The sequence below is a fragment of the Bradyrhizobium sp. HKCCYLS20291 genome (assembly GCF_051167715.1).
In the GTDB taxonomy this organism is placed as follows: Bacteria; Pseudomonadota; Alphaproteobacteria; order Rhizobiales; family Xanthobacteraceae; genus Bradyrhizobium.
Genome location: NZ_JBNPTO010000023.1, coordinates 68,439 through 92,864, shown reverse-complemented (window position 1 = coordinate 92,864; position 24,426 = coordinate 68,439). Strand labels below are relative to the sequence as shown.

The window sequence follows — 24,426 nt, the reverse complement described above, 5'->3', positions numbered from 1 at the left end:
GCCGTGGCGCCGCTGGTCAGCATCTCCGGCCTGAAGGTCGCCTTCGACGGCACACACGTGCTGCATGGCATCGATCTCGACATCGGCAAGGGCGAGGCCGTGGGCCTCGTCGGCGAGTCCGGATCCGGCAAGTCGGTGACCTGGCTCGCGGCGCTTGGCCTGCTGCCGGCCAAGGCGAAGGTGTCCGGCTCGGCCAGGCTCGAAGGCCGCGAGTTGATCGGCGCCGACGGCAAAGTGCTCGACCAGGTCCGCGGCCGGCGCATCGCGATGATCTTCCAGGATCCCGCCAGCGCGCTCAACCCGGTGCTGACGATCCGCCGCCAGCTCTGCGAGTGCCTCGCGCTGCATCGCGGCCTGCGCGGCGAGGCCGCGCGGGCCGCGGCGCTCAGGCTGCTCGATCTCGTCGGCATTCCCGATTCTGTCAGGCGACTGTCGGCCTATCCGCACGAGTTCTCCGGCGGCCAGGTCCAGCGCATCATGATCGCGATGGCGCTGGCCGGCCAGCCCGATCTCCTGATCGCGGACGAGCCGACTACTGCGCTCGACGCCACCATCCAGGCGCAGATCCTCGACCTGCTGGCGGCGGTGCGGCGCGAGTTCAACATGGCGATGGTGCTGATCAGCCACGATCTCGGCGTCGTCGCCGAAAATTGCGACCGCGTCTGCGTGATGTATGCCGGCCGCATCGTCGAGCGCGCGCCCGCATCACGGCTGTTCGATGATCCCTGGCATCCCTATGCGCAGGGCCTGATCGGCGCGCTGCCGCCGCTCGATGGTGTCAGGCGCAGGCTGCAGGCGATTCCCGGAACGGTGCCCGATCCCCGCGCGCTGCCGAGCGGCTGCGCCTTCGCGCCGCGCTGCACGTTCGCCGGCGAGGGCTGTCACGCCGGTGTGCCGCCGTTGGCGCCGTTCGAGCAGGATCGCGCCGTCGCCTGCCTGCGGCCGCAGCGACTTCCCGTGGAGCTCGCCGCCGAATGACAGCGCCACTGGTCGAGGTCGACAGGATCTCGCGCACCTACCGGATGCGCTCCGGTCTGTTCGGACGCCCCACCTCCGTCCACGCTGTCGACGGCCTGAGCTTCTCGATTGCCAAAGGCGAGACGCTCGGGATCGTCGGCGAGTCCGGCTCCGGAAAATCGACCACCGGACGCATGGTGCTCGGATTGGAGCCGCCTGATCAGGGCCAGGTGCGCTTCGAGGGCGCGCCGATCGCGGCACCGGGCACGGCGGCGTGGCGCGCCCAGCGCGCCCACATGCAGATGATCTTTCAGGACCCGCTCGGCGCGCTCGACCGCAGGCTCGCGGTTGCTGAGCAGATCCGCGAGCCGCTCGACATCCACAACATCGGCACCATGGCCGAGCGCGATGCCCGCGTGCACGAGTTGCTGCAATCGGTCGATCTCAACGACGGCCACGGCCGCCGCTATCCCGGCGCGCTGTCCGGCGGCCAGCGCCAGCGCATCGTGCTGGCGCGCGCGCTCGCGACGAAGCCGGACTTCCTGGTCTGCGACGAGCCGGTCAGCGCGCTCGACGTCTCGATCCAGGCGCAGGTGGTGAACCTGCTGGTCGATCTGCAGGCCCGTCTCGGACTGACCATGCTGTTCATCAGCCATGATCTGCGCGTGATCAGACAGATCAGCAGCAAGGTCGCCGTGATGTATCTCGGCCGCATCGTCGAGCATGGCGATGCCGACGATCTGTTCGCGAGGCCACAGCATCCCTACACGCAGGCGCTGGTGTCGGCCTCGCCTGCCCCGGGCCGCCGCAGCACGGGTCGCATCGTACTGGCCGGCGATCCGCCCAATCCGGCCGCGCGCCCTTCCGGCTGCGCCTTCCATCCGCGCTGCCGCCATGTGACCGCGCGCTGCAAGGTCGAGGTCCCCGCGCTGACCGCGCTCGATCCGCAGCGCCGGGTCGCCTGCCATCTCGTGACGGGCGCGCCGGCGCAGAACCAGGACGCCGCGTGATGCTGCGCTTCTTCGCCATCCGCCTGTCGCGCGCTTTGCTGACCATCGCGCTCGTCGTCACCTTCGCCTTCATCGTGCTGCGCCTCTCCGGCGATCCGGCGCTGATGATCATGGGACCGGAAGCGCCTCCCGAGGTCATCGCCGCGTTCCGCAAGGCGTGGGGGCTCGATCATCCGATCTGGGTGCAGTATCTCGACTACTTCAAGGCGATCGGCCAGGGCGAGCTCGGACGCTCGATGCGCGACGGACGCCCCGCGATCGAGCTCGTCATCGAACGCATCCCGGCGACCTTGGCGCTGACCATTCCAGCATTCCTCCTCAAGGTGCTGCTCGGCCTTCCCGCCGGCATCTACGCCGCGCTCCATCGGGGATCGGCGATCGACCGCGCCGTGATGATCACGGCTGTCGCCGGCTTCACGGTGCCGAGCTTCGTGCTGGCGCTGCTGCTGGTGCTGATCTTCGCCGTGCAGCTCGGCTGGCTGCCGTCGGGCGGTCAGGACTCCTGGCGGCACGCGATCCTGCCGATCGTGACGCTCGGCTTCGGCGGTGCCGCGGTGCTCGCGCGTTTCACGCGCAGTGCCATGCTGGAGATCCTTGGCCAGCCCTACATCCGAACCGCATCGGCCAAGGGCGTGCCATGGCGCCGGGTCATCACCGATCACGCGCTGCCGAACGCCGCGATCCCGACCGTCACCATCCTCGGCTTCATGGTCGGCAGCCTGATCGCCGGCGCGGTCGTGGTCGAAAGCGTGTTCTCCTGGCCCGGCGTCGGACGGCTCTTGGTCGTCGCCGTGGCCAACCGCGACCTCGCCGTCGTTCAATGCATCCTGTTGCTGGTGGCCATGACGATGGTGACCTCGAACCTGATCGTCGATTTCCTCTATGGCCTGCTCGATCCACGACTGCGCAGCAAGGGAGCGGCGGCATGACCGACGTTGCGATGAAGGCGCCGGCCGCAAGGCGGCTGCGCTGGCCGAACATTCCCGTTTCCGTCACTATCGCGATCGGCTGGGTCGTGGCAATGTTGGCCGTCGCCACCTTCGCCGATCAACTCGCGCCTTACGGCTTCACCAAGTTCGACCTGCGCAATCGCCTGTCCTTGCCGGGCAACCCCGCGCATTGGCTCGGCACCGACGAGCTCGGCCGTGACGTGCTGTCGCGCCTGATCGTCTCGATCCGCATCTCGCTCTTGATCGCGTTCGGCGCCACTGCGATCTCGGCGATCGCAGGCACCACGCTCGGCTTTCTCGCCGCGCATTTCCGCGGCGTCGTCGAGCAGTTCGTGCTGATGCTCGCGGATTTCCAGGCCAGCATGCCGTTCCTGATCCTGGCGCTCGCGGTGCTCGCCTTCTTCGGAAACTCGCTGCCGCTGCTGATCGGGCTGATGGGATTGTTCGGCTGGGAACGCTATGCACGCATCGCGCGGGGGCTCGCCATATCAGCCAATGCACAAGGCTACGCGGCGGCAGTCCGCCAGCTCGGCGCGACGCCGCAGCGCGTCTATCTCAGACATATCCTGCCGAACATCGCCTCCACCTTGATCGTATCGATGACGCTGGTTTTTCCAGAAGTCATCCTGCTGGAATCCGGTCTTTCATTCCTGGGCCTCGGCGTGCAGCCGCCGATGACCAGCCTCGGCAACATGGTCGGCTATGGCCGCGAATATCTCACGCGCGCGCCCTGGATCATGCTGGCACCGGCGGTCACGATCGTGGTGACGACGCTCGCGGTGTCCGTGATCGGCGACTGGCTGCGTGACCGGCTCGATCCGACGTTGCAGTGACCCCGGCAGTCATCCTGGTCAGCCGCGGACATCCCGGCGCACCGTCGGCATGTGCTCACAGACGATCAAGGCATGCTCGGCATGCTCGCCGGCGAGCGCCATCCATTTCGACGCCTGCTGCAGCCAAAGATCGCGCCGCGCCGGATCGTGCTCGGCCTCCTCGCGACAGCTCGCGGCGGCGGTCATACATGCGGATTTCCTGTCCATATGTCATGGTCCGACAAATCAACAGCAGCGGCTCCAGCACACGATAGCACGATTTCAGGTTGTGATCGAGGTTTCGACGTCGCAAGCATGAGGTTCCGCATACCTCGTCGGCAGCGAGTGAGAGGCGTGACACCCGACCGCCGCTCGCGATGCGCCACTATCGATGATGATCACCTGGCGCCGGAACCGCGCCAGATAGATCGCGGCCATCAGGCCTGCCGGCCCGCCGCCAATGACGAGAATTTCCGTGCGCATCGCCGCCCTCGCCTGGTTCGCCCTCTCAAGGGAACAAGACACTGCGCGGCCGATGCGTTCCTGCAGCAACACTCGGCATAAACCCGCGCCTGCAGCGGAACACAAATGGAACCCTTTGTGGCGATGGATTTTAACCTATGTCGCTGCCATGGCGAAAAAGTCGTGCAAACTTGGCAGCAAGGGGGATCTATTGCGAGGGCGCGTTGATGCGATTTGTAAATTCCACTGATGAAAGCTTGATGGCGTACTACGAAAGTGTTCGCAAGCAGGTGGCCGCTGACAGCCGGATCGGGGGACCCTACCGGCTGATCGGCGAGCGCGCCAAGCAATATGCCCAGGAGCTGCAGGCCGAGATGCGGCGCCGGCAACTGCGCTTCACGCCGATCGAATGGCCGAACTGATTAGGCGAGACTCGTAGGGCATATCGGGCCACTGGGCTCAGGCACTGAGTTTCGACCAGACAGCGCAGTGGCAGTTATTGCGCCCTCTCCCCCTGTGGGAGAGGGCATGTAGGACAGAGCGGCAAACGCGGTTGGGTGAGGGGTTTCTCTCAACGAGCGCCACTCGCGGAGAGATACCCCTCACCCAACCGCATATGAGGAGAGGCCGCACATGCCCTCTCCCACAAGGGGAGAGGGCATGTATTGCGCAGTGTCACGTCCGAGCCGCACGCTGCGTTACGTCACTCACTCCCAGCTCCAGCTCGCGAAATCGTTCTCGAACTGCGGCACGTCCTTCCAGACGCCCTTGAGCTTCTTGTTGATCACCGTGATCCATTGCGGCTGGAACAGGAAGCCGGCGGCGGCATCTGTGGCCAGCATGCGCTGGGCGTCGCCGAGCAGCTTGGCGCGATCCGCCTCGTTCGGCGTGTCGACGATCTTCTGGTACAGCTTGTTGAACGCCTCGGACTGATAACCGAAGTAGTAGTTCGGCTCGGTGAACTTGACGAGGTCGAACGGCTCGACATGCGAGACGATCGTGAGGTCGAAATCATGCGGGCCGTTGAACACCTGCGACAGCCACGCCGCCCATTCCAGGTTCTCGATCTTGGCGACGATGCCGACCTTGGCGAGTTGCGCCGCGAGCACCTCGCCACCCTGCCGTGCATAGCCCGGCGGCGGCAGCCGCAGTGACAGCTGCAGCGGCGTGGTGACGCCGGCTTCCGCCAGCAGCTTCTTCGCCTTCTCAGGATCGTAGGGGTTGATGTCGGTGGTGTCGACATAGCCGAGCGAGCCCGGGGTGTAGAAACTGCCGATCGGCGTGCCGAGCCCGTCGACGGCGCCCTCGACCATCGCCTTGCGATCGATCGCCGCGAGAATGGCGCGGCGGACGCGGACGTCGTCGAGCGGCTTCTTCTTGTTGTTGATGGTGACGATGGTCTTCGCCTTGGAGCCGCCGATCAGCACAGTGAAGCGCGGATCCGACTTGAACTGGGCGATCGTGCGCGCCGAGGTACCGCGCGGGAACGCTTCGACATCGCCAGACAGGAGGGCTGCCACCTGTGCCGCCGTATCGGAGATGAAGCGGATGGTCACCTTCGACAGCTTGACGGACGCGGCGTTGCGATACTCGGGCCATTTGTTCAAGGTCAGCGACGAGCCCTTGGCCCAGGCGCCGAGCGTATACGGTCCGGTGCCGACCGGCTGAGTCGCATTGGTCGGCGCGCTCTTCGGCTCGACGATCGATGCGGTCGCCTGTCCGAGCAGGAACGGCAGGTTCGGCTCGGGGTTTTTCAGCTTGAGCTCGATGGTCTCCGCGTCGGCGGCGTTGACGGCCTCCATCGCCTGGAACAGCGCCTTGTCCTTGTTGGTGCTGTTGGCGGCGCCGGCGCGCTCGAACGAGAACTTGACGGCAGCGGAATCGAAGGCCTCGCCGTTCTGGAATTTGACGCCTTTGGCGAGCTTGAAGGTGTAGCTCTTCAGGTCCGACGACGCCTGCCAGCTGGTGGCCAGCAGCGGCGACACCGAGCCGTCCTCGTTGATCTTGGTCAGCGTCTCATAGACGTTGTAGAGCGTGACCTCAGCAATCGCAGCCGCAGCCGCGCTGGTCGGATCGAGCCCCGTTGGCTCCAGGGTCATGCCGACGACGACACTGTCCTTCTTGCTCTGCGCCCAAGCCGGCGCGGCCGTGGCCGCGACGAGCGCGGTCAATGCGATGATGGATAGCTTTTTCAACATTGTTTTGTTTCTCCCGGACGGAACCAACTTAGGCGTCAAAACGGCTGTTAGACAAGAGGCGGATGTTCCACGGCCGCCGGCGCAGGCAGTGTCATCACGCTGTCTGCCTTGTGGCAGGCAGCCGAATGTCGCTCGGAGAGCGCCCGCAATGCCGGCGCCGTCTCGCGGCAATGCGAATCGGCGAGCGGGCAGCGCGGCGCATAGGCGCATCCCGCCGCCCCCAGGGATTGCGACGCGATCGCAACGTCCGCGCGCCGGCGCTTGGTAGCGCCAGCCTGCGCGCGAGGCACGGCGTCGAGCAAGGCGCGCGTATAGGGATGCGCGCATTGGCCGAACAGGTCCTCAGGGCGCCCCAGCTCGACGATGCGGCCGAGATACATCACCGCGACCTCATCGCAGAGATAGTCGACAACGGCGAGATCATGGCTGATCAGGACGTAGCTGAGGCCGAACTGCTCCTGCAGGTCCTGCATCAGGTTGAGCACCTGCGCTTGCACGGAGACGTCGAGCGCCGAGACCGGCTCGTCGGCGACGATCAGCTTCGGCTGGGTGATCAGCGCCCGCGCAATCGCGATGCGCTGGCGCTGGCCGCCGGAGAACTCGTGCGGATATTTGTCCATGTCGGCGTCGCGCAATCCGACCTGTCGCAGGACGCCGGCGACCTTCGTCCGCAACGATTCGCGATCCGGATGCTCCAGCGCGGTCAGCGGCTCGGCGACGATGCGCGCGATGGTCTGACGCGGATCGAGCGAGCCATAGGGATCCTGGAACACCATCTGGAAATCACGGCGCGCGCGCCGCAGCTCATCCGCAGACAGACGATCGAGATCGCGCCCGGACATCAGCACCGATCCCGACGACGGCCGCTCCAGCGCCATGATCAGCCGCGCCAGCGTCGACTTGCCGGAGCCGGACTCGCCGACGATGCCGAGGCTCTTGCCCGGCATCAGCGACAGCGACACGCCGTTGAGCGCGAGCACCTGCCCCGCCGGCCGCAGCAGGCTCTCGCGCGGCAACTTGTAGCGCTGCACGAGATCGCGGACCTCGAGCAGCGGCGGCGCTTCAACGTCCTGCACGGCGGCGCTCACGCGACCACTCCCGCCGGATCGCACGCGAGCGCGACATCGGTCCGGATACAGCGGACACCGTGCCCGGCGCCGATCTCGATCAACGGCGGCAGCGCCGCGCGGCAGGCGTCGATCACCAAGCCGCAGCGATCGGCAAACGGACAGCCGGCCGGCAGATCGGCCAGTTCCGGCACGGTGCCGGCGATGGTCGAAAGGCGCGTACCCTTGCGCGCGCCGAGCCGCGGCCGCGCCCTGAACAGACCCTGGGTGTAGGGATGGCCCATGCGCGAGAACACCGCATCGGTCGTGCCGCTTTCGGCGATCGTGCCGCCATACATCACGATCATGCGCTGGACGTTCTCGGCGATGACGCCGAGGTCGTGCGAGATCAGGATCATCGCCATGCCGCGCTCGGCGACGAGGTCGGCAATGAGATCGAGGATCTGGCGCTGGATGGTGACGTCGAGCGCGGTGGTCGGCTCGTCGGCGATCAACACGTCAGGCTTGCAGGCGAGCGCCATCGCGATGGTGACCCGCTGGCGCTGGCCGCCGGAAAACTGATGCGGATAGGCGTCGAAGCGCCTGGCGGCATCGGGCAGACCGACGCGGTCGAGCAGCGCGATGGCCTGGCGTTTCGCGTCGGCGGCCGAGCAGCCGGTGTGGCGCAGCAGCGGCTCGGCGACCTGATGCCCGATCGTGTGCATCGGGTTGAGCGCGGTCATCGGCTCCTGAAAAATCATGCTGATGCGGTTGCCGCGCAGCTTGCAGTAGTCAGCGTCATCAAGTCCGACCAGTTCACGGCCGTCGAGCCTGATGCTGCCGCTGACGACCGCGCCCTCGGGCAGCAACCCCAGCAAGGCCAGTGCCGTGATCGACTTGCCGCAGCCGGATTCGCCGACGATGCCGAGCGTCTCGCCACGCCTCAATGTGAACGATACCTCGCGCACGGCCTGCGCCGGGCCGCGGCTGGTGTTGAGCCGGATGCCGAGACCGGAGACGTCGAGCAAAGCCTGTTCGCCTGCGCTCATCGCTGCCTCGCCAGGCGCGGATCGAGCAGGTCGCGCAGACCGTCGCCGAGCAGATTGAGGCCGAGCACGGCGAGCGCGATCGCGGCGCCGGGATAGACCGCCAGACTCGGCGACTGGAACAGCAGCGTCTGCGCGTCATTCAGCATCCGTCCCCAGGACGGCTGCGGTGGCTGCGTGCCCAAACCGAGATAGGACAGCGCCGCCTCGGCCAGGATCGCCAGCGCGAACTGGATCGTCGCCTGCACGATCAGGATCGACAGGATGTTCGGCAACACGTGCTCGATGGTGATGCGGAAGCGGCCCTTGCCGGCGGCGCGGGCGGCGAGGATGAACTCCCGCGCCCAGATCGCGCCGGCCGAGCCGCGGGTGACGCGGACGAACACCGGGATCTGGAAGATGCCGATCGCGGTGATCGAGGTCACCATGCCCGGGCCGATCACCGCGGCCAGCATGATCGCTGACAGCACCGCCGGGAACGCGAAGGTGAAATCGCTGAAGCGCATGATCAGCTCTTCCGTCCAGCCGCGCCGCGCGGCCGCGACCAGGCCGAGACAGACGCCGCAGGTGAGGCCGATGCCGACCGCGATGATGCCGACCATGATCGTCGCACGCGCGCCGACCAGGAGCAGCGAGACGATGTCGCGGCCGAGCACGTCGGTGCCGAGCCAATGCGCCGCCGACGGCGGCCGCAGCTTGGAGGCGACGTCGATCTCATAGGCCGACCAAGGCGTCCACACCAGCGACAGCAATGCAGCGCCGAGCACGACGAGGCAGAGCAGCGCACCGACCGTGAAGCTGCGATGACGCAGCGCGCGGCGCCAGAACGCGTTCGGCAACGGCGCAGGCGCGGCTTGAACGATCACCGACGCACTCACAGCTCGTGCACCTTGATGCGCGGATCGATGACAGCATAGAGCACGTCGACCACGAAGTTGACGATGATGACCATCGCGGCCAGCAGCATCACGCAGTTGCGGACGACGATGAGATCGCGGTTGGCGATCGACTGGAAGATCAGCCGCCCGAGGCCCGGCAGATAGAACACGTTCTCGATCACGATGGTGCCGGCCAACAGATTGGCGAATTGCAGGCCCATCACGGTCAGCACCGGGATCATCGCATTGCGCAGCACGTGCCGCCACAGCACCTCGCGCCTGGTCAGCCCCTTGGCGCGCGCGGTGCGCACGAAATCCTCGCGCAGCACGTCGAGCACCGCCGAGCGTGTCACCCGCGCCAGGATCGCGGCCTGCACCACGGCCAGCGCCACCGCCGGCAGCAGCAGCGACCGCAGCCCGGGCCAGATGCCGTCCTCCCAGCCGGGGAAGCCGCCGGCCGACAGCCATTGCAGCTTCACCGCAAACAGCAGGATCAGCAGGATCGCGAACCAGAAGTTCGGCAGCGCGATGCCGATTTGGGTCAGCGACATCACGCCGACATCGCCGAGGCGGTTGTGGTTGGCCGCGGTGTAGATGCCGGCCGCCAGCGCCAACACCGTGGTCAGTACCATGGCCATGATCGCGAGCGGAATGGTCATCGCCAGCCGCTCACGGATCAGCTCGGCGACCGGCGTGCCATAGGCGTAGCTGTTGCCGAGTTGGCCGGTGGCGAGGCCGCCGAGCCACTGCACGTAGCGCACCGCCAGCGGCTGATCGAGCCCAAGCTTGACGGTCAGCGCCCTGACCGCATCCGGCGAGGCATCGGCGCCCATCAGCATCTGCGCGGCGTTGCCCGGCAGCGCGTCGAGCACCAGGAAAATGATCAGCGACGCGCCGACCAGGGTGGCCAGCAGGGTCAGGCATCGCCGCAGCAGAAACACGCTCATTCGCGCCGGGGCTCCAGGTTTCGGCGGCGGCACGTTCCACAGCTTTCGCTCTGGATGCAAGCCCCGTCGCCTGCATGATCGCCCTGCCCGGCGCGGGCCGCCGGCTTGATCCCGGTCAACGGGAGAGACCGCGCGACCTGCATCATGGCCGCGTTCGCAGCCGCGCAGGCCCATTCCGCCATGACCATTCCTCCGCGCTTCGTCTGGGGCGCCTCCACCTCCGCTTTCCAGATCGAAGGCGCCGCGCATCTCGAGGGCCGCGCCGACAGCATCTGGGACGTGTTTCTGCGGACGCCCGGGCGGGCAAGCCATGGCGACACGGCGGAGGTCGCCTGTGACCACTATCACCGTTACGCCGAGGACGTCGCGCTGATGCGCGAGCTCGGCCTGAATGCCTACCGTTTTTCGGTCGCCTGGCCGCGCGTGCTGCCGCAGGGCCGCGGCGCCGCCAACGAGGCTGGCCTCGCCTTCTACGATCGCCTGATCGATGCGCTATTGGCCGCAGAGATAGAGCCCTGGCTCTGCCTCTACCATTGGGACCTGCCGCAGGCGCTGCAGGATCTCGGCGGCTGGCCGAACCGCGACATCGCCGGCTGGTTCGCCGACTATGTCACGCTGGTGGCGCGGCGCTATGGTGACCGCGTCAAGCGCTTCGCCACCTTCAACGAGCCCTGCGTGTTCACGCTGTTCGGCTATGGCCTCGGCTGGCATGCGCCGGGGATCGCCGATGCGGCGGCACTGCACAAGGCCATTCATCACGTCAATCTCAGCCATGGCCGCGCCGTTGACGTGCTGCGCAAGGAGGTGGCCGGTGCCTCGATCGGCGCGATCCACAACCGCCAGCCCTGCTATCCGGTGACCAGCAGCCCGGAAGATGCTGCCGCCGCACTGCGGCTCGCAGCCTATTGGAACGATGCCTTTCCGTTCCCGCAGGCCTTTGCCAGCTATCCGCCCGAGCTGCACGCGGCGATGGCGCCCTATGTCGCGCCGGGTGACATGGCCGAGATCGCGCGGCCCGTCGATTGGTTCGGGCTCAATCACTACTCGCCGCACTACGTCAAGGCCGACAACAACCTGATCGGCGCCAGCTTCGGCCCCGCACCCGAGGCCGTGCCGCGCAGCGCGATCGGCTGGCCGGTCGTACCCGAGGCGTTCCGCGACACGCTGATCGATATCGCCAGCCGGTTCCGGCTGCCGATCTATGTGCTGGAAAACGGCACCGCCGCCAACGACGTGATCGATCCTGCCGGCGTGATCCAGGACGACGTAAGGATCGGCTATCTCAAGGCCTTTACGGCGGCGATGGAACAGGCGATCGCCGCCGGCGCTGACGTCCGCGGCTATTTCGTCTGGTCGCTCTTGGATAATTTTGAATGGGGGGCGGGCTATTCGCAGCGCTTCGGCATTGTCTATGTCGACCACGCCACGCAGCGCCGCATTCCCAAGGCATCGGCGCGATGGTATGCGGAGATGATCGCGGCGCGGCGCGCCCTGGCGAACGCCGGCGAGCCGCACAGATTGACGGAAAGCGGCTGAGGAATGAGCGAGCGCGTTCTTCTGGGAGACATCGGCGGCACCAATGCGCGCTTCGCGCTGCTCGACGGCGGCAAGATCGGCGACGTCGCGCACCTGAAGGTCGCGGACTTCCCGACGATCGCGGACGCGATCACGGCGTTCCTGGCCACGCATGAAGCGGGCGGCCCGCCGGTCGCCGCGGTGCTCGACATCGCCGGACCGGTCGAACGCAACCGCGGCATGCTGACCAACTCGACCTGGGTCATCGACGGCGCCGAGCTGGCTGCCCGGTTCGATCTGCGCTCCGCCAAGCTGCTGAACGATTTCGAAGCGGTCGGCTGGTCGCTGCCGGCGCTGCATCCGGATGACCTGTTTCCGCTCGGCGGCAGCGCGGCGGTCAGCGGCGCGCCGATGCTGGTGATCGGCCCGGGCACCGGCTTCGGCGCCGCCTGCTTTCTCCCAGGCGACGGCCGGCCGACGGTGGCCGTCACCGAGGCCGGCCATGCCACCTTGCCGGCGACCACCGCGCGCGAGGCGGCGGTGCTGGCCAAGATGCGCGAGCGCTTCGGCCACGTGTCGATCGAGCGGGCGCTTTCAGGCATGGGCATCGAGAACGTCTACCACGCGATCGCGGCGGTCGATGGCGTCACCGTGCCGCCGCGCGATGCCGCGGCCATCACCCACGCCGCGCTCGACGGCAGCTGCGCGACCAGCGGGGCGACGCTCGACATGTTCTGCGCCTGGCTCGGCGCCGTCGCCGGCAATCTCACGCTGACCTTCTGCGCCCGCGGCGGCGTCTACATCGCCGGCGGCATACCGCCGCGCTTTCCTGATTATTTCGCGAAGTCCGACTTCCGCCGGCAATTCGAGAGCAAGGGCCGCTATGACAGCTATCTGCGCCCGATCCCCGTGCATCTCGTCACCAAGCCGGACATCAGCTTCCTCGGCCTCAAGTCGTTCCATGAGTCCGGCATCACCGCGAACGGCGGCTCTCCCACGAATTGACCTGAGATGAGCGACATCGTCACGATCACGCCCAACCCGGCCGTCGACGTCTCGACGGTCGTGGAGAGAATCGTGCCGGTGACGAAACTGCGCGGCACCACGCAACACCGCGATCCCGGTGGTGGCGGCATCAATGTCGCGCGCGTCATCACCCGGCTCGGCGGCGACGTCACCGCGCTCTATCCCGTCGGTGGTTCGACCGGCATGCTGCTGAAGCAGCTCGTCGAAGCCGAGGGGGTTAGGAGCCGCACCTGGACCACGGCCGAGGATACCCGCGAGGACTTCTTCGTCCAGGAGCGCGCCACCGGGCAGCCCTACCGCTTCATCCTGCCGGGACCGACGCTGACCGAGGCCGAGTGGCAGGCGGGGCTCGCGCTGCTCGCCGGCCTCGAACCGTTTCCGCGGTTCGTCGTCGGCAGCGGCAGCCTGCCACAGGGTGTGCCGGCCGACTACTACGCCCGCCTTGCCGCGATCGCGCGGGCGCGCGGTGCGCAGTTCGTGCTCGATACATCGGGCCCGGCACTCGCGGCCGCGGTGGAGCACGGCGTCGACCTGATCAAGCCGTCGCTGCACGAGATGCGCGACCTCGTCGGCGGCGATCTGCCCGACGCCGCTGCGTGGGAAACGGCGGCCCGCAAACTGGTCGCGACCGGACGGGTCGCAACGGTCGCGTTGACCATGGGACATCTCGGCGCGCTCCTGGTGACCAGCGATCGCGTGCTGCGGGCCAAGCCGCTGACGATGGTGCCGGTCACCGCGGTCGGCGCCGGCGACAGCTTTCTCGGCGCGCTGATCGCCAAGCTGGCTGCAGGCGAGCGCCTGGACGATGCGTTCCGATTTGCGGTCGCAGCCGGTGCGGCCGCACTGCTGCGCACGGGCACCGCGCTCTGCGATCCCGTCGATGTCAGCCGTCTGCTGGCTGACGTGCGGCTGGAGTCGACGTGACGTCGACCGGCGCATCGCCGTTGAGCCGGTCGAGCGACAGCAGCAGGCCGCCGACCCGCTCCAGCGACGACATCCAGTCTGCGACGCGGCTGTAGTTGTCGACCAGCCAGTTGAACGAGCCTTGCACCAAGGTGAACGCAGCGGCCGCCTGGGTCAGCTCGCCGAGCGTCATCTGGCCGTCGAGGAATTTCGGCGCGCACAGCACCAGGCCGATGATCGGCGCCACCAGCGAGTTGGTATGCGACACCAGGGTCATGCGCATCAGCCGCCAGCACAGCCGCCGCCATTGCCGGATGGTGCGGTCGAGCGCCTGCCACAGCACGGCGATCACCCCGCGCTTGTCGTCCTTCGGCGTCACCCCCTCGCCGATATCGCGCAGCCGATGCGCCGCCGTGATCAGCTCCGACTCCGCCTGGTTCTTGACCTGGATGACATGCGTCAGCGGCGCGCCGACCCACAGCATCGCGCCGGTGACGAGCCCGGAATACGCGACCACGCTGACGACGAGATAGCCGGGAATCCACAGCTGAAAGCCGCCGACGGCAAACCCGATCGGGCCGCCGACCTGCCACAGCACCTGCAGGAAGATCACCGCGGTCAGCAGCGACGAGACCACGTTAACGGCGAAGTCGACCGGCGCATCGGTGGCGATGCGGACATCCTCGGCGATGCGATACTCCGGAATCTTCTGGTCGCCTTGCACGGTGGCAAGCCGCGCGTAGCGGTCGTTCTCGATCCAATAGTCGATCACCTTGGCCGCCAGCCATTGCCGCCAGTTGCGCTGCATCGCCATGCGGCCCCACACCGAGGCGATCGCGAGCACGACGCTCGCCGCGCACAGCGGCACCAGCAGCGTGGCCTGCTGGCGCAGCCGCGCCGGATCACGCCCCTCCAGCGCATTGAAGAAATCCCGGTTCCAGGTGTTGAAGCGGAACTGCACGTAGAGCTGCAGCACGACGATGCCGACCAGCACGGCGCAGAGCAGCCAGACCCGCCAGGCTTTCCAGCCGCACCAGAAATTCCGCGCCGTCAGCCAGAACCGCGACCATTGCAGATCGCCATCCTCGTTGTCGTCCTCGGGCAGACCAGCCGTGCGGAGGTCGTCCGGCGCTGCAAACGGCTGTGGAACCTTGCTCATATGAATCATCTAAGGAGCCTCACGTCCCTGCCGCTTGATCTTGCGCAAGCCTGCCGGCGTCCAACACGGCAAACTCCGCTGAAGCGCTGCGATGCGGGAGGCACGTCATGACGGCATCCGGTTACATCCGCTGGTTCAAGGACCTCCGCATCGAGGACGTGCCTGACGTCGGCGGCAAGACGGCCTCGCTCGGCGAGCTCTATTCGGCGCTCCAGCCGAGGGGTGTCCGCGTGCCCAACGGCTTCGCGCTCACGGCGGCGAGCTATCGCGACGCGCTGCGCGCCGACGGCGCCGACGATGAGCTTCGCAAGCTGCTCGCGGGCCTCGACAAGCGCCGCATCGCCGACCTCGCCAGGCGCGCGGCCAAGGCGCGCGCGATCGTGTTCGAGGCGACCGACCGTGACGATCTGCGCCGCGAGGTCGCCGTGGCCTACCGGCAGCTCGAGCAGGAATATGGCCGCCGGGTCGCAGTCGCGGTGCGCAGTTCGGCGACCGCGGAAGATCTCCCGAACGCCAGCTTCGCGGGCCAGCACGAGAGCTTCCTCAACATCAGCGGCGCAACGGAGCTGTTCGAGGCCTGCCGCCGCTGCTTCGCCTCGCTCTACACCGATCGCGCGATCTCCTATCGCATCGACAACGGTTTTGCGCATGACAAGGTCGCGCTGTCGGTGGCCGTCATGAAAATGGTGCGCTCGGATCTCGGCGCCAGCGGCGTGATGTTCTCGCTGGACACCGAGAGCGGCTTCCGCGACGTCGCCTTCATCACCGGCGTCTATGGGCTCGGCGAGACCATCGTGCAGGGCGCGGTCGATCCCGACGAGTTCTACGTCCACAAGCCGACCTTCGCCGCCGGCTTCCGCAGCGTGCTGTCGCGCCGCCTGGGCGCCAAGAGCAAGCGCATGGTCTATGCCAAAGCCGGCGCGCGCGGCGCCACCACCCGCACCGAGCCGACGCCGCCGGCCGAGCGTGCCAAGTTCTGCATCGACGATTCCGACGTGCTGGAGCTGGCGCAGGCCACCATCACCGTCGAGCAGCACTACTCGCAGAAGGCCGGCCGGCCGACGCCGATGGACATCGAATGGGCCAAGGACGGCCGCGACGGCGCGCTCTACATCATCCAGGCGCGGCCCGAGACCGTGGCTTCACAGCGCCGGCCGGAGCAGGTCGAGACCTACGTCTTGAAGAAGACGGGGAAGGTGCTGGGCACCGGCCGCGCCGTCGGCGAGAAGATCGCCGCCGGCAAGGTCCGCCTGATCAAATCAGCGAAGGACCTGCGTGCGTTCAAGCCCGGAGAGGTGCTGGTGGCGCCCTCAACCAGCCCGGACTGGGAGCCCGTCATGAAGACGGCGGCGGCGATCGTCACCGACCATGGCGGCCGCACCTGCCACGCCGCGATCATCGCCCGCGAGCTGGGCGTGCCCGCGGTGGTCGGCACCGAGGATTTCAGCACGCGCGCCAGGACGGGCGCGAGCGTCACCGTGTGCTGCGCCGAGGGCGACGCCGGCCATGTCTATGACGGCGCCCTGCCGTTCGAGGTCCAGCGCCTCGCGATCGACAAGCTCGAAAAGCCGCATACCCACATCATGGTCAATCTCGGCAATCCCGAGCTCGCCTTCAAGACCGCGCTGCTGCCGAACGACGGCGTCGGGCTGGCGCGCATGGAATTCATCATCAACCAGTCGATCGGCATCCATCCGATGGCGCTCGCCGCGCCCGACAAGGTGACGTCGGCGAAGGACCGCACGACGATCAAGCGCCTGACCGCGCGCTACAAGAAGCCGGCGGAGTTCTTCGTCGAGCGGCTGTCGGAAGGCGTCGGCACCATCGCCGCCGCTTTCTACCCGCGGCCGGTCATCATCAGGTTGTCGGATTTTAAGACCAACGAATATGCCAGCCTGATCGGCGGCCGCGATTTCGAGCCCAGGGAAGAGAACCCGATGCTCGGCTTCCGCGGTGCCTCGCGCTATGCGCACCCTGCCTATGCCGCCGGCTTCGCGCTGGAATGCGCGGCTCTCAAGCGCGTGCGCGACGTGATGGGGCTGTCCAATCTCAAGATCATGATCCCGTTCTGCCGCCGCGTCGCGGAGGCGGAGAAGGTGATCGCGGCGATGGCCGGTCATGGCCTCGTCCGCGGCGAGACTGGGCTCGAGATCTACATGATGTGCGAGATCCCCAACAACGTCATCCTGATCGACGAGTTCGCGAAGCACTTCGATGGCTTCTCGATCGGCTCCAACGATCTCACCCAGCTCACGCTCGGCGTCGACCGCGATTCCGACATCGTCGCGTTCGACTTCGACGAGCGCGATCCCGGACTCATGTCCATGCTGAAGCTCGCGGTCGAGGGCGCGCAGCGCAACCACCGCCATGTCGGCATCTGCGGCGAGGCGCCGGCCAACTATCCCGAGATGGCGCGTTACCTCACCGGGCTCGGCATCGATTCGATCAGCGTCAATCCGGCGAGCATCGTGCGGACCATGGAGATCGTCCGCGCGGCGGAAAAGGAGATCGCCGCGCCTGCGCGGCACGCGCTCGCGAGCTAGATGTCGCGGCGGTCCTGGACCTCGGCAATGGCGCGCTCGGCATCGGCGATCAGCGCGCGGATATGGCGCGACTGCTCGCACGGGCCGTCACTGCCGTCCGCCTCGGCCAACTGGTCCAGCTGCCGCAGGATCTGCCGCCACGACTCCAGCGTCCGCCGGAGTTGCACGAGCTGAAGTGCAACCGAGCTCTCGGGCGCGAGGTCCGCTCCCTCGACGTACACCGCCTGCACGGTGGCCGCAGGGAATTTGATGATCTTGGCCATCGACTCAACCCCGAGATACCAATCAGCACGCCCACCGATCCATCGTGATCAGTGGCTGCATTGGCAGAGCCGCACGCCGTGAATGCGCCGCGGCCAGACTGCGACGCATTGTCGTTGTGGACCTTAAAGAACCTTGTACTTTCGCCGCCCGTGGAACTCCGGGCGAGCGGCTCTTGTCATCGGCAAAGCCCGTAGCTTCGCGGAGTACCGAAGGCGTCGCGGTACCCACGTCGTGCGCCGGTCATCATCCGCGCCTTCTCGCGCGCCAGGCCAGAAACAGCGTGCAGCAGAGCATCACGAGCAGGACCGCAAACACGACATGCGACGCCTCGACAATCGCGAATGAGCAATCCGGCCCGTAGCTCGGCCCGCCCCACCAGGCCGGGTGAAACGCGACGAGCAGCGCAGCCGCCAACAGCGGCAGGGACCGACGGCGGCCTCCGACTTCAACGACAACAATTCCAATGGCCACCACCGCGCTCGCGACCCACCAGGCCTGAGCGCTGGCAATGGCCTCGGCAACCGCCTCCTTGACGTCGACCAGGGAGCAGGCCAGCGCCGCGCGCGGCGGCCAGTTTGCGCCGAGCAGCCCTGACGCCACTGGCAACAACTGTCCACGGAGTACGCGCCAGACGGTCATGACCGAGCCTGTGAGGAATGAGAGCTAGCGGGCCTCTTCGAAGCCGGCAAGCACCGCGGTCAGGTTCTGGCCGAGGATGTCGGAGAGGTAGCCGCCTTCCTGCACGAACACGGTCGGCAGGCCGAGCCGCGCGATCGCCGCTCCTATGCGGCGGAAGCCGGGCGTCGTGACGGACAGACCCTTGAGCGGATCGTGCTCCGAGGCGTCGAGGCCGAGCGCGACGACGAGCGCGCCGGGTGCGAAGGCGTGGATGGTCTTCGCGGCGGTCTCGAACGCCTTGAGATAGGTGTCGTCGCCGCTCTTCAGGGCCAAGGGAATGTTGAGGTTGGCGCCGAGACCCGCGCCGGCGCCGCGCTCATGGGCATAGCCCCAGAGGTACGGATAATAGTGCGTCGGATCGGCGTGGATCGAGATCGTGAGCACGTCGGGCCGCTCGTAAAAGATGCCCTGCGTGCCGTTGCCGTGGTGGACATCGACATCGAGGATCGCGACACGCTCATGGCGTTGACGCAGATGCGCCGCCGCGATGGCCGAATTGTTCATGAAGCAGAAGCCCGAGGCGATGTCGCGATAGGCATGATGGCCCGGCGGACGGCACAGCGCGTACACCGCGTCCTCGCCCTCGAGCAGCAGTTGGGCCGCCGAGGCAGCCACGTCGGTGGCGGCACAGGCTCCCGCCCACGTCCCCGGCCCGATCGGCGCCGAGGTGTCGGTCGTGTGCCAGCCGAGCCGGCCGACGATATGGGTCGGATAGGTCGCGGCGTTGCGCACCGGATGTATGTTCGGGATCATCTCGCTGCCGGCGTCGCCGAGCGCGGCCCAGGCGTCCCACGCCTCCTCCAGGAAGTTGAGATATTCCGGACTGTGCACGCGCGCGCGAGCTTCCTGGCCGAACTGAATGGGCGCGACCAACTCGTGATGGCCGACCTTCAATCCCACAAGCAGCCGATCCGCCCGTTCGGGCTGCTCGGTGGTGCGCTTGACCACGCCACGCACCAGATAGAATTGTGGATCGTGGCTGCGATGCAGCTCGGTGTAGACGGCCTTCACGCGGGTGAGCTCCTGATGCAATGCCCGATCGATTGTGCACGCGGCGGCAACTGATACAAGCACACGCAGCTCTGCGCACGAGAATCGTTGTTGCAGGCAGTATCCGCAGCGCTTCGACATGGCTGGACACTCGACCGGATCGATGTGCCCGCGACCGCCACGCCTTGAGCGTCATCAGCTTCCGGATGGGACGCCGACCTTTGCGCCTCATTGTTTTCATGCCCACGCCATCCCCGCGACATGGCCTTGCCGATCCGCCTTCATTGGCATGAAGACCGGGCGATCGATCCAAAATTTGCATTGATCGATACAGGCTTCGGTTTGGACCCAGACCGCTCCTCTCCTCTAGGACATCCTTGAGGAACGTTTAAGAGAGGTGGAGCGCATGAGCGCAATCGTATCCACGGCCGAGTTGCGCCGATCGCGTGTGCGGCTGTTCATCGTGACCATGCTGTTCCTGGTCACGACGGTGAACTATGCCGATCGTGCAACCCTGTCGATTGCTGGTCCCGCGCTGTCCAAGGATCTCCATCTCGATTCCGTCGCAATGGGCTACGTGTTCTCCGCCTTCGGCTGGTCCTATGTGATCGCGCAGGTGCCGGGCGGTTGGCTGCTCGACCGCTTCGGCTCGCGTTGGGTCTACGCGTGCAGCATCGTCATCTGGTCCATCTTCACCATGATGCAGGGCTGGATCGGCTTCTTCACCGGCGGCGCCGCGGTCTCTGCGCTGTTCGCGTTGCGCTTCCTCGTCGGCCTTGCCGAGGCCCCGAGCTTCCCGGCGAATGCCCGCATCGTCGCGTCGTGGTTTCCGAGCAACGAGCGCGGAACGGCCTCCGCCTTCTTCAACTCCGGGCAATATTTCGCGACCGTGATCTTCGCCCCGCTGATGGGGTGGATCGCGCATGAATTCGGCTGGCGCCATGTCTTCAGCGTCATGGGCGCGCTCGGCATCATCATGGGCCTGGTCTGGATCAAGACCATGTACGGCCCGAAGGATCACCCCGGCGTCAACGATGCCGAACTCGACTACATCAAGGAAGGCGGCGCGCTGGTCGACATGGAGGGCGCGCGCGAGAGCAAGGCCGCGACCGGCGGTCCGACCTGGTCGCATATCGGGCAGCTGCTCTCGAACCGCATGATGCTCGGCGTCTATATCGGCCAGTACTGCATCAACACGCTGACCTACTTCTTCCTGACGTGGTTCCCGGTGTACCTGGTCAAGGAGCGCGGACTGTCGATCCTGCAGGCCGGCTTCGTCGCCACCCTGCCGGCGCTGTGCGGCTTCATCGGCGGTGTGCTCGGCGGCTTCATTTCCGACGCCATCCTGCGCAAGACCGGCTCGCTGACGCTCGCCCGCAAGATCCCGATCGTCGGCGGCATGCTGCTGTCGATGGCGATCATCGGCTGCAACTATGTCGACGGCCAGGCCCTGGTGGTCGGCCTGATGGCGCTCGCCTTCTTCGGCAAGGGCATCGGCGCGCTCGGCTGGGCGGTCGTCTCCGACACCTCGCCCAAGGAAGCCGGCGGCATCTCCGGCGGCCTGTTCAACACCTTCGGCAACCTCTCCAGCATCACCACGCCGATCGTGATCGGCTACATCCTGTCGGCCACCGGCTCGTTCAACGGCGCGCTGGTGTTCGTCGGCGTCAACGCCCTGGTGGCTGCGTTCGCCTATCTCTTCATCGTAGGGCGCATCCAGCGCGTCCAGCTCCGAGCCTCCTGAGCACCACGCCCCCTTGCGTGGTCTCCACTTGAACGGCGGTCCACCCGGCCGCCGTTCTTTTTTTGCGCGCATGAGCGCGTGAACTTGATCATCTCTCGCCAACGAGAGTGCATTCCCCTCCCCCGCTGCGATCGCGCAGCGATCGCAGGAAAAAAGCCAACGACCAGCGAGCCGCCCAACCACTCTCCGGGGGGTATCCCCCCCGCGTTCACCTGCGAATGCGGGAACGACAGCAGCGGGGCTGCTGCTTGCGATGCGCGTCTCAAACTCCGCTGTCATCCCGGACAAGCTGTGACGCGCGCCAGCGCGGCGCAGCGCCGATCCGGGATCCATACGCCGCGGCGGACTTGCAGGGCAAAAGGCCAATTGGCAGCAAGCCTCAAACATCTCCCTGGGGGTATGGGTCCCGGCGTTCGCCGGGACGACAGTGGTGGGCCTCGGAAGAATTCTGATAAAAATAAACCTCTTGCGTAATTTCGGAAATCATGATTTTATCCGCGCATCCCGCCTCACCGCAGAGGGGCGTCGGCGCGCGATCGTCACGACACGCGAGGTGGGGAAGCGATGGCCGCGATGGAGCCGCAGCGTGTCCTTGTGATGCGCCGACGAACGGCTCGGCGCGGACGTGAAGTCGCAGGGTCCTGATACCCCGACGCTGGTATCAAGCCGCGTGGCGCGACGTGCCGCGTGGTGATGGTGGCCAACAAGCCCGGCGCACCAGGGAGACTGCGTATAAGCGTGAAACCCATCGCGCGGGGAATGCCGGGATGTCTCGGCTGAACCTGTGGTTCTGCCGCCTGCATTTTTTTCGCAGGCGGGCCATGGGTGCGGCCAGCGCCCGGCATTCCCCGCGCCCTCTGCACTATTTGCGAGGGACGAACTGAGAGCAGACCTCGGGCGCAATGTGCCGCGAGACCGCATCGCCACGTCCATGCTGTTTGAGATGTAAAGCAGTCTCTTTCCACGCGTCGTCCCGGACAAGCTGTGACGCGCGACCGCGCGGCGCAGCGCCGATCCGGGACCCATACGCCGCAGCAGTCGTGTTGGGCAAAATGCCAATGACCAGCCGGCCTCAAACCACGCCCCGTGGTTATGGATCCCGGCGTTCGCCGGGATGACGGCGGAGGGCGCCGATACAGCCCGGCAATATCCCGACAGCCTTATTTAGACAGCCTTTCGCGGCCGTTCCCAATTCGCCAGACCGATGCTATCAACGCAGCAATATCCGCCGATCCATGCCGAGGAGGCATCGATGTTCGACCTCAACCAGCTGCGCTGCTTCGTGACGGTGGCCGAGGAGCTGCATTTCGGCCGGGCCGCCGTCCGGCTCAACATGACGCAGCCGCCGCTGTCGCGGCAGATCCAGGTGCTGGAGCACATCATCGATGCCGTGCTGCTGGAGCGCACCAGCCGCTCGGTCAAGCTGACGCCGGCCGGACGCAGCTTTCTTCCCGAGGCGCGGCGCATTCTCAAGATGGCGGAGAGCGCCGCGCAGGTCGCGCAGCGCATCGCCAGCGGCAAGAGCGGCTCGCTCAAGATCGGCTTCACCGCAGCCGCCGCCTACGGCTTCATGCCCGATCTCGTGGCCGCCTGCCGCACCGAACTGCCCGAGGCCGACCTGTCGCTGAAGGAGATGGTGTCGGGCGACCAGATCGAGGCGCTGGCGTCCGGCCAGATCGACGCCGGCCTGCTGCGGCCGCCGATCGCGCGGCCCGAATTCGCCACCCGCCGCGTCGTCGCCGAGCCGCTCTGCGCCGCATTGCCGCGCCGACATCGCCTGGCGTCGGCCGAGACCGTGTCGATCCGCGACTTCGACGGCCAGCCCTTCATCATGTATTCGCAGACCGAAGCGCGCTATTTCCACGATCTGCTGGTGTCGCAGTTCATGCGTTCCGAGGTGCTGCCGCGCTACGTCCAGCATCTCAGCCAGATCCACTCCATCCTGGCGATGGTCCGCGCCGGCCTGGGCCTCGCGATCGTGCCGGAGGCCGCCGCGAGCCTGAAGATCGCCGACGTCCGGCTGCGGCCGCTGAAGCTGCGCAATCCGACGCCGGCCGAGCTGTTCCTGGTCTGGCGGCGCGATCACGACAATCCGCTGCTGCCGGCGCTGGTCGAACTCGCAGGCCGTCTCGCTGTGCAGCAGGCGGAGGATTGATGCCCCGGCAGCATCAATCAATACCGTGTTTGGCTTGGACCGGCATCGAACTTGGTCCTACCAAACGGCGCGAGGAATGCGCGCGCCGGTCCACTCGCCGCGGCGATTCCAAGAACATTCGCTGAGGAGACGCGCGATGAGCAAGATGACCCCCCAGGAAATGGCTGCGAAGATCGGCAGCGGCCTGCTCTCCTTCCCCGTGACGCCGTTCAAGGCCGACTATTCGTTCGACGAGGCCACCTACCGCGCCAACATGGACTGGCTGTGCGGCTATGAGGTCGCCGGCCTGTTCGCCGCCGGCGGCACAGGTGAGTTCTTCTCGCTGACATCTGCCGAGGTCCCGGAGGTCGTCAAGGTCGCCGTCGATGAGACCCGCGGCCGCGTGCCCGTGCTGGCCGGCACCGGCTACGGCACCGCGATCGCGCGCGAGATCGCTGTTGGTGCGGAGAAGGCCGGCGCCGACGGCCTGCTGCTGCTGCCGCCCTATCTGATGCATGCCGAGCAGGAGGGCCTCGCCGCCCATGTCGAGGCTGTCTGCAAGTCGGTCAAGATCGGCGTCATCGTCTACAATCGCGACAACGCCATCCTGCAGCCGGATACGCTGGCGCGGCTGTGCGAACGCTGCCCGAACCTGGTCGGCTACAAGGACGGCATCGGCGACATCGAGCTGATGACCCGCGTCTATACCAAGATGGGCGACCGCCTGACCTATATCGGCGGCCTGCCGACCGCCGAGACCTTCGCCCTGCCCTATCTCGACATGGGCGTGACAACCTATTCCTCGGCGGTGTTCAACTTCGTGCCCGAGTTCGCGACCAACTTCTATGCCGCAGTGCGCAAGCGCGACCACGCCACCATCCATGCGGGATTGAAGGATTTCATTTTGCCGCTGATCGCGATACGCAACCGCAAGAAGGGCTACGCGGTCTCGATCATCAAGGCCGGCATGAAGGTGATCGGCCGCGATTCCGGCCCAGTCCGCCTGCCGCTGACCGATTTGACCGAGACCGAGATGGCCGAGCTGACCGCACTGGTGAAGGCGCTGCCGGCAACGGCCGTGAGCCAGGCCGCGGAGTAAAGACGAGGCCGCGACGCTTCTCCTCGTCCTGAGGAGGCGCGGCGCCAACGAGAGACGAAGGAGGA

Annotated in this window: 23 protein-coding genes; 12 read left to right on the top strand and 11 right to left on the bottom strand. The window is 66.8% G+C overall.

Annotated elements, in window-relative coordinates:
- Nucleotides 1-3: 3 nt before the first annotated feature.
- From ACQR07_RS33700 to ACQR07_RS33685, 4 genes are read left to right on the top strand one after another with little or no spacing between them, the layout of a single operon-like run.
- Nucleotides 4-978, top strand: a complete 975-nt coding sequence (locus tag ACQR07_RS33700; protein WP_434906354.1) for an ABC transporter ATP-binding protein — start codon at nucleotides 4-6, stop codon at nucleotides 976-978.
- Nucleotides 975-1,967 (top strand): ABC transporter ATP-binding protein, encoded by a 993-nt coding sequence (locus tag ACQR07_RS33695; RefSeq protein ID WP_434906353.1) that lies wholly within the window; start codon nucleotides 975-977, stop codon nucleotides 1,965-1,967. The genes ACQR07_RS33700 and ACQR07_RS33695 overlap by 4 nt, the downstream gene beginning before the upstream one ends.
- Complete coding sequence (locus tag ACQR07_RS33690; RefSeq protein ID WP_434906352.1) at nucleotides 1,967-2,896, top strand: ABC transporter permease; 930 nt, start codon at nucleotides 1,967-1,969, stop codon at nucleotides 2,894-2,896. Before ACQR07_RS33695 ends, ACQR07_RS33690 begins: the two co-directional genes overlap by 1 nt.
- Nucleotides 2,897-2,907: 11 nt before the next feature.
- Nucleotides 2,908-3,750: an ABC transporter permease gene (locus tag ACQR07_RS33685; RefSeq protein ID WP_434906381.1), complete on the top strand. Its 843-nt coding sequence runs from the start codon at nucleotides 2,908-2,910 to the stop codon at nucleotides 3,748-3,750.
- 18 nt (nucleotides 3,751-3,768) lie between these two features.
- Here ACQR07_RS33685 and ACQR07_RS33680 read toward each other — a convergent pair whose 3' ends face one another.
- On the bottom strand, nucleotides 3,769-3,936 hold the full coding sequence (locus tag ACQR07_RS33680) for a hypothetical protein (protein WP_434906351.1): 168 nt from the start codon (nucleotides 3,934-3,936) through the stop codon (nucleotides 3,769-3,771).
- Nucleotides 3,937-4,011: 75 nt separating this feature from the next.
- The gene (locus ACQR07_RS33675; RefSeq protein ID WP_434906350.1) at nucleotides 4,012-4,212 is read right to left on the bottom strand and encodes an FAD-dependent oxidoreductase; all 201 of its coding nucleotides are present in this window, start codon (nucleotides 4,210-4,212) and stop codon (nucleotides 4,012-4,014) included.
- Nucleotides 4,213-4,451: 239 nt separating this feature from the next.
- Here ACQR07_RS33675 and ACQR07_RS33670 point away from each other — a divergent pair, with 239 nt between their 5' ends.
- Nucleotides 4,452-4,613 (top strand): hypothetical protein, encoded by a 162-nt coding sequence (locus tag ACQR07_RS33670; RefSeq protein ID WP_009025659.1) that lies wholly within the window; start codon nucleotides 4,452-4,454, stop codon nucleotides 4,611-4,613.
- A 285-nt stretch (nucleotides 4,614-4,898) separates the two neighbouring features.
- Here ACQR07_RS33670 and ACQR07_RS33665 read toward each other — a convergent pair whose 3' ends face one another.
- From ACQR07_RS33665 to ACQR07_RS33645, 5 genes are read right to left on the bottom strand one after another with little or no spacing between them, the layout of a single operon-like run.
- Entirely contained in the window at nucleotides 4,899-6,389 is a 1,491-nt protein-coding gene (locus ACQR07_RS33665) for an ABC transporter substrate-binding protein (protein WP_434906349.1), read from the bottom strand.
- 47 nt (nucleotides 6,390-6,436) lie between these two features.
- On the bottom strand, nucleotides 6,437-7,477 hold the full coding sequence (locus tag ACQR07_RS33660; RefSeq protein WP_434906348.1) for an ABC transporter ATP-binding protein: 1,041 nt from the start codon (nucleotides 7,475-7,477) through the stop codon (nucleotides 6,437-6,439).
- Nucleotides 7,474-8,484, bottom strand: a complete 1,011-nt coding sequence (locus ACQR07_RS33655; RefSeq protein WP_434906347.1) for an ABC transporter ATP-binding protein — start codon at nucleotides 8,482-8,484, stop codon at nucleotides 7,474-7,476. Before ACQR07_RS33655 ends, ACQR07_RS33660 begins: the two co-directional genes overlap by 4 nt.
- A complete protein-coding gene (locus ACQR07_RS33650; protein WP_434906346.1) occupies nucleotides 8,481-9,347 on the bottom strand; it encodes an ABC transporter permease in 867 nt (288 codons plus the stop codon). The genes ACQR07_RS33655 and ACQR07_RS33650 overlap by 4 nt, the downstream gene beginning before the upstream one ends.
- Nucleotides 9,348-9,355: 8 nt before the next feature.
- Nucleotides 9,356-10,306 carry an ABC transporter permease gene (locus ACQR07_RS33645; protein WP_434906345.1) on the bottom strand — a complete coding sequence of 317 codons (951 nt, stop codon included), beginning with the start codon at nucleotides 10,304-10,306 and terminating at the stop codon, nucleotides 9,356-9,358.
- Between the two features lie 144 nt (nucleotides 10,307-10,450).
- On the opposite strand from ACQR07_RS33645, the gene ACQR07_RS33640 reads away from it, so the two are divergent.
- From ACQR07_RS33640 to ACQR07_RS33630, 3 genes are read left to right on the top strand one after another with little or no spacing between them, the layout of a single operon-like run.
- On the top strand, nucleotides 10,451-11,842 hold the full coding sequence (locus ACQR07_RS33640) for a GH1 family beta-glucosidase (protein ID WP_434906344.1): 1,392 nt from the start codon (nucleotides 10,451-10,453) through the stop codon (nucleotides 11,840-11,842).
- Nucleotides 11,843-11,845: 3 nt separating this feature from the next.
- Nucleotides 11,846-12,826: a glucokinase gene (gene glk / locus ACQR07_RS33635; protein ID WP_434906343.1), complete on the top strand. Its 981-nt coding sequence runs from the start codon at nucleotides 11,846-11,848 to the stop codon at nucleotides 12,824-12,826.
- 6 nt (nucleotides 12,827-12,832) lie between these two features.
- A complete protein-coding gene (locus ACQR07_RS33630) occupies nucleotides 12,833-13,771 on the top strand; it encodes a 1-phosphofructokinase family hexose kinase (RefSeq protein ID WP_434906342.1) in 939 nt (312 codons plus the stop codon).
- Here ACQR07_RS33630 and ACQR07_RS33625 read toward each other — a convergent pair.
- Complete coding sequence (locus ACQR07_RS33625) at nucleotides 13,731-14,909, bottom strand: SbmA/BacA-like family transporter (protein ID WP_434906341.1); 1,179 nt, start codon at nucleotides 14,907-14,909, stop codon at nucleotides 13,731-13,733. The two genes, ACQR07_RS33630 and ACQR07_RS33625, sit on opposite strands and share 41 nt — an antisense overlap.
- A gap of 107 nt (nucleotides 14,910-15,016) precedes the next feature.
- Between ACQR07_RS33625 and ppsA the strand changes: the two genes are divergently transcribed.
- Nucleotides 15,017-17,452, top strand: a complete 2,436-nt coding sequence (ppsA, locus tag ACQR07_RS33620; protein WP_434906340.1) for a phosphoenolpyruvate synthase — start codon at nucleotides 15,017-15,019, stop codon at nucleotides 17,450-17,452.
- On the opposite strand, the gene ACQR07_RS33615 is transcribed toward ppsA, so the two are convergent.
- From ACQR07_RS33615 to ACQR07_RS33605, 3 genes are all read right to left on the bottom strand, one after another.
- Nucleotides 17,449-17,715, bottom strand: a complete 267-nt coding sequence (locus tag ACQR07_RS33615) for a hypothetical protein (RefSeq protein WP_434867680.1) — start codon at nucleotides 17,713-17,715, stop codon at nucleotides 17,449-17,451. The two genes, ppsA and ACQR07_RS33615, sit on opposite strands and share 4 nt — an antisense overlap.
- Nucleotides 17,716-17,959: 244 nt before the next feature.
- Nucleotides 17,960-18,355, bottom strand: a complete 396-nt coding sequence (locus ACQR07_RS33610; protein ID WP_434906339.1) for a hypothetical protein — start codon at nucleotides 18,353-18,355, stop codon at nucleotides 17,960-17,962.
- Between the two features lie 24 nt (nucleotides 18,356-18,379).
- Nucleotides 18,380-19,405, bottom strand: coding sequence for a histone deacetylase family protein (locus tag ACQR07_RS33605; protein ID WP_434906338.1), 1,026 nt, complete (start codon nucleotides 19,403-19,405; stop codon nucleotides 18,380-18,382).
- A 385-nt stretch (nucleotides 19,406-19,790) separates the two neighbouring features.
- On the opposite strand from ACQR07_RS33605, the gene ACQR07_RS33600 reads away from it, so the two are divergent.
- From ACQR07_RS33600 to kdgD, 3 genes are all read left to right on the top strand, one after another.
- Nucleotides 19,791-21,128, top strand: coding sequence for an MFS transporter (locus ACQR07_RS33600; protein WP_434906337.1), 1,338 nt, complete (start codon nucleotides 19,791-19,793; stop codon nucleotides 21,126-21,128).
- Between the two features lie 1,252 nt (nucleotides 21,129-22,380).
- Nucleotides 22,381-23,283 carry a LysR substrate-binding domain-containing protein gene (locus ACQR07_RS33595; RefSeq protein ID WP_434906336.1) on the top strand — a complete coding sequence of 301 codons (903 nt, stop codon included), beginning with the start codon at nucleotides 22,381-22,383 and terminating at the stop codon, nucleotides 23,281-23,283.
- A 136-nt stretch (nucleotides 23,284-23,419) separates the two neighbouring features.
- A complete protein-coding gene (gene kdgD, locus ACQR07_RS33590) occupies nucleotides 23,420-24,361 on the top strand; it encodes a 5-dehydro-4-deoxyglucarate dehydratase (RefSeq protein WP_434906335.1) in 942 nt (313 codons plus the stop codon).
- Nucleotides 24,362-24,426: the final 65 nt, after the last annotated feature.

Coding starts and splice junctions, on each gene's coding strand:
- ACQR07_RS33610 (WP_434906339.1), bottom strand. CDS start 18,355: ATGACCGTCTGGCGCGTACTCCGTGGACAGTTGTTGCCAGTGGCGTCA.
- ppsA (WP_434906340.1), top strand. CDS start 15,017: ATGACGGCATCCGGTTACATCCGCTGGTTCAAGGACCTCCGCATCGAG.
- ACQR07_RS33695 (WP_434906353.1), top strand. CDS start 975: ATGACAGCGCCACTGGTCGAGGTCGACAGGATCTCGCGCACCTACCGG.
- ACQR07_RS33640 (WP_434906344.1), top strand. CDS start 10,451: ATGGCCGCGTTCGCAGCCGCGCAGGCCCATTCCGCCATGACCATTCCT.
- ACQR07_RS33645 (WP_434906345.1), bottom strand. CDS start 10,306: ATGAGCGTGTTTCTGCTGCGGCGATGCCTGACCCTGCTGGCCACCCTG.
- ACQR07_RS33655 (WP_434906347.1), bottom strand. CDS start 8,484: ATGAGCGCAGGCGAACAGGCTTTGCTCGACGTCTCCGGTCTCGGCATC.
- ACQR07_RS33600 (WP_434906337.1), top strand. CDS start 19,791: ATGAGCGCAATCGTATCCACGGCCGAGTTGCGCCGATCGCGTGTGCGG.
- ACQR07_RS33675 (WP_434906350.1), bottom strand. CDS start 4,212: ATGCGCACGGAAATTCTCGTCATTGGCGGCGGGCCGGCAGGCCTGATG.
- ACQR07_RS33625 (WP_434906341.1), bottom strand. CDS start 14,909: ATGAGCAAGGTTCCACAGCCGTTTGCAGCGCCGGACGACCTCCGCACG.
- ACQR07_RS33595 (WP_434906336.1), top strand. CDS start 22,381: ATGTTCGACCTCAACCAGCTGCGCTGCTTCGTGACGGTGGCCGAGGAG.
- ACQR07_RS33665 (WP_434906349.1), bottom strand. CDS start 6,389: ATGTTGAAAAAGCTATCCATCATCGCATTGACCGCGCTCGTCGCGGCC.
- ACQR07_RS33630 (WP_434906342.1), top strand. CDS start 12,833: ATGAGCGACATCGTCACGATCACGCCCAACCCGGCCGTCGACGTCTCG.
- ACQR07_RS33670 (WP_009025659.1), top strand. CDS start 4,452: ATGGCGTACTACGAAAGTGTTCGCAAGCAGGTGGCCGCTGACAGCCGG.
- glk (WP_434906343.1), top strand. CDS start 11,846: ATGAGCGAGCGCGTTCTTCTGGGAGACATCGGCGGCACCAATGCGCGC.
- kdgD (WP_434906335.1), top strand. CDS start 23,420: ATGAGCAAGATGACCCCCCAGGAAATGGCTGCGAAGATCGGCAGCGGC.
- ACQR07_RS33680 (WP_434906351.1), bottom strand. CDS start 3,936: ATGACCGCCGCCGCGAGCTGTCGCGAGGAGGCCGAGCACGATCCGGCG.
- ACQR07_RS33690 (WP_434906352.1), top strand. CDS start 1,967: ATGCTGCGCTTCTTCGCCATCCGCCTGTCGCGCGCTTTGCTGACCATC.
- ACQR07_RS33685 (WP_434906381.1), top strand. CDS start 2,908: ATGAAGGCGCCGGCCGCAAGGCGGCTGCGCTGGCCGAACATTCCCGTT.
- ACQR07_RS33615 (WP_434867680.1), bottom strand. CDS start 17,715: ATGGCCAAGATCATCAAATTCCCTGCGGCCACCGTGCAGGCGGTGTAC.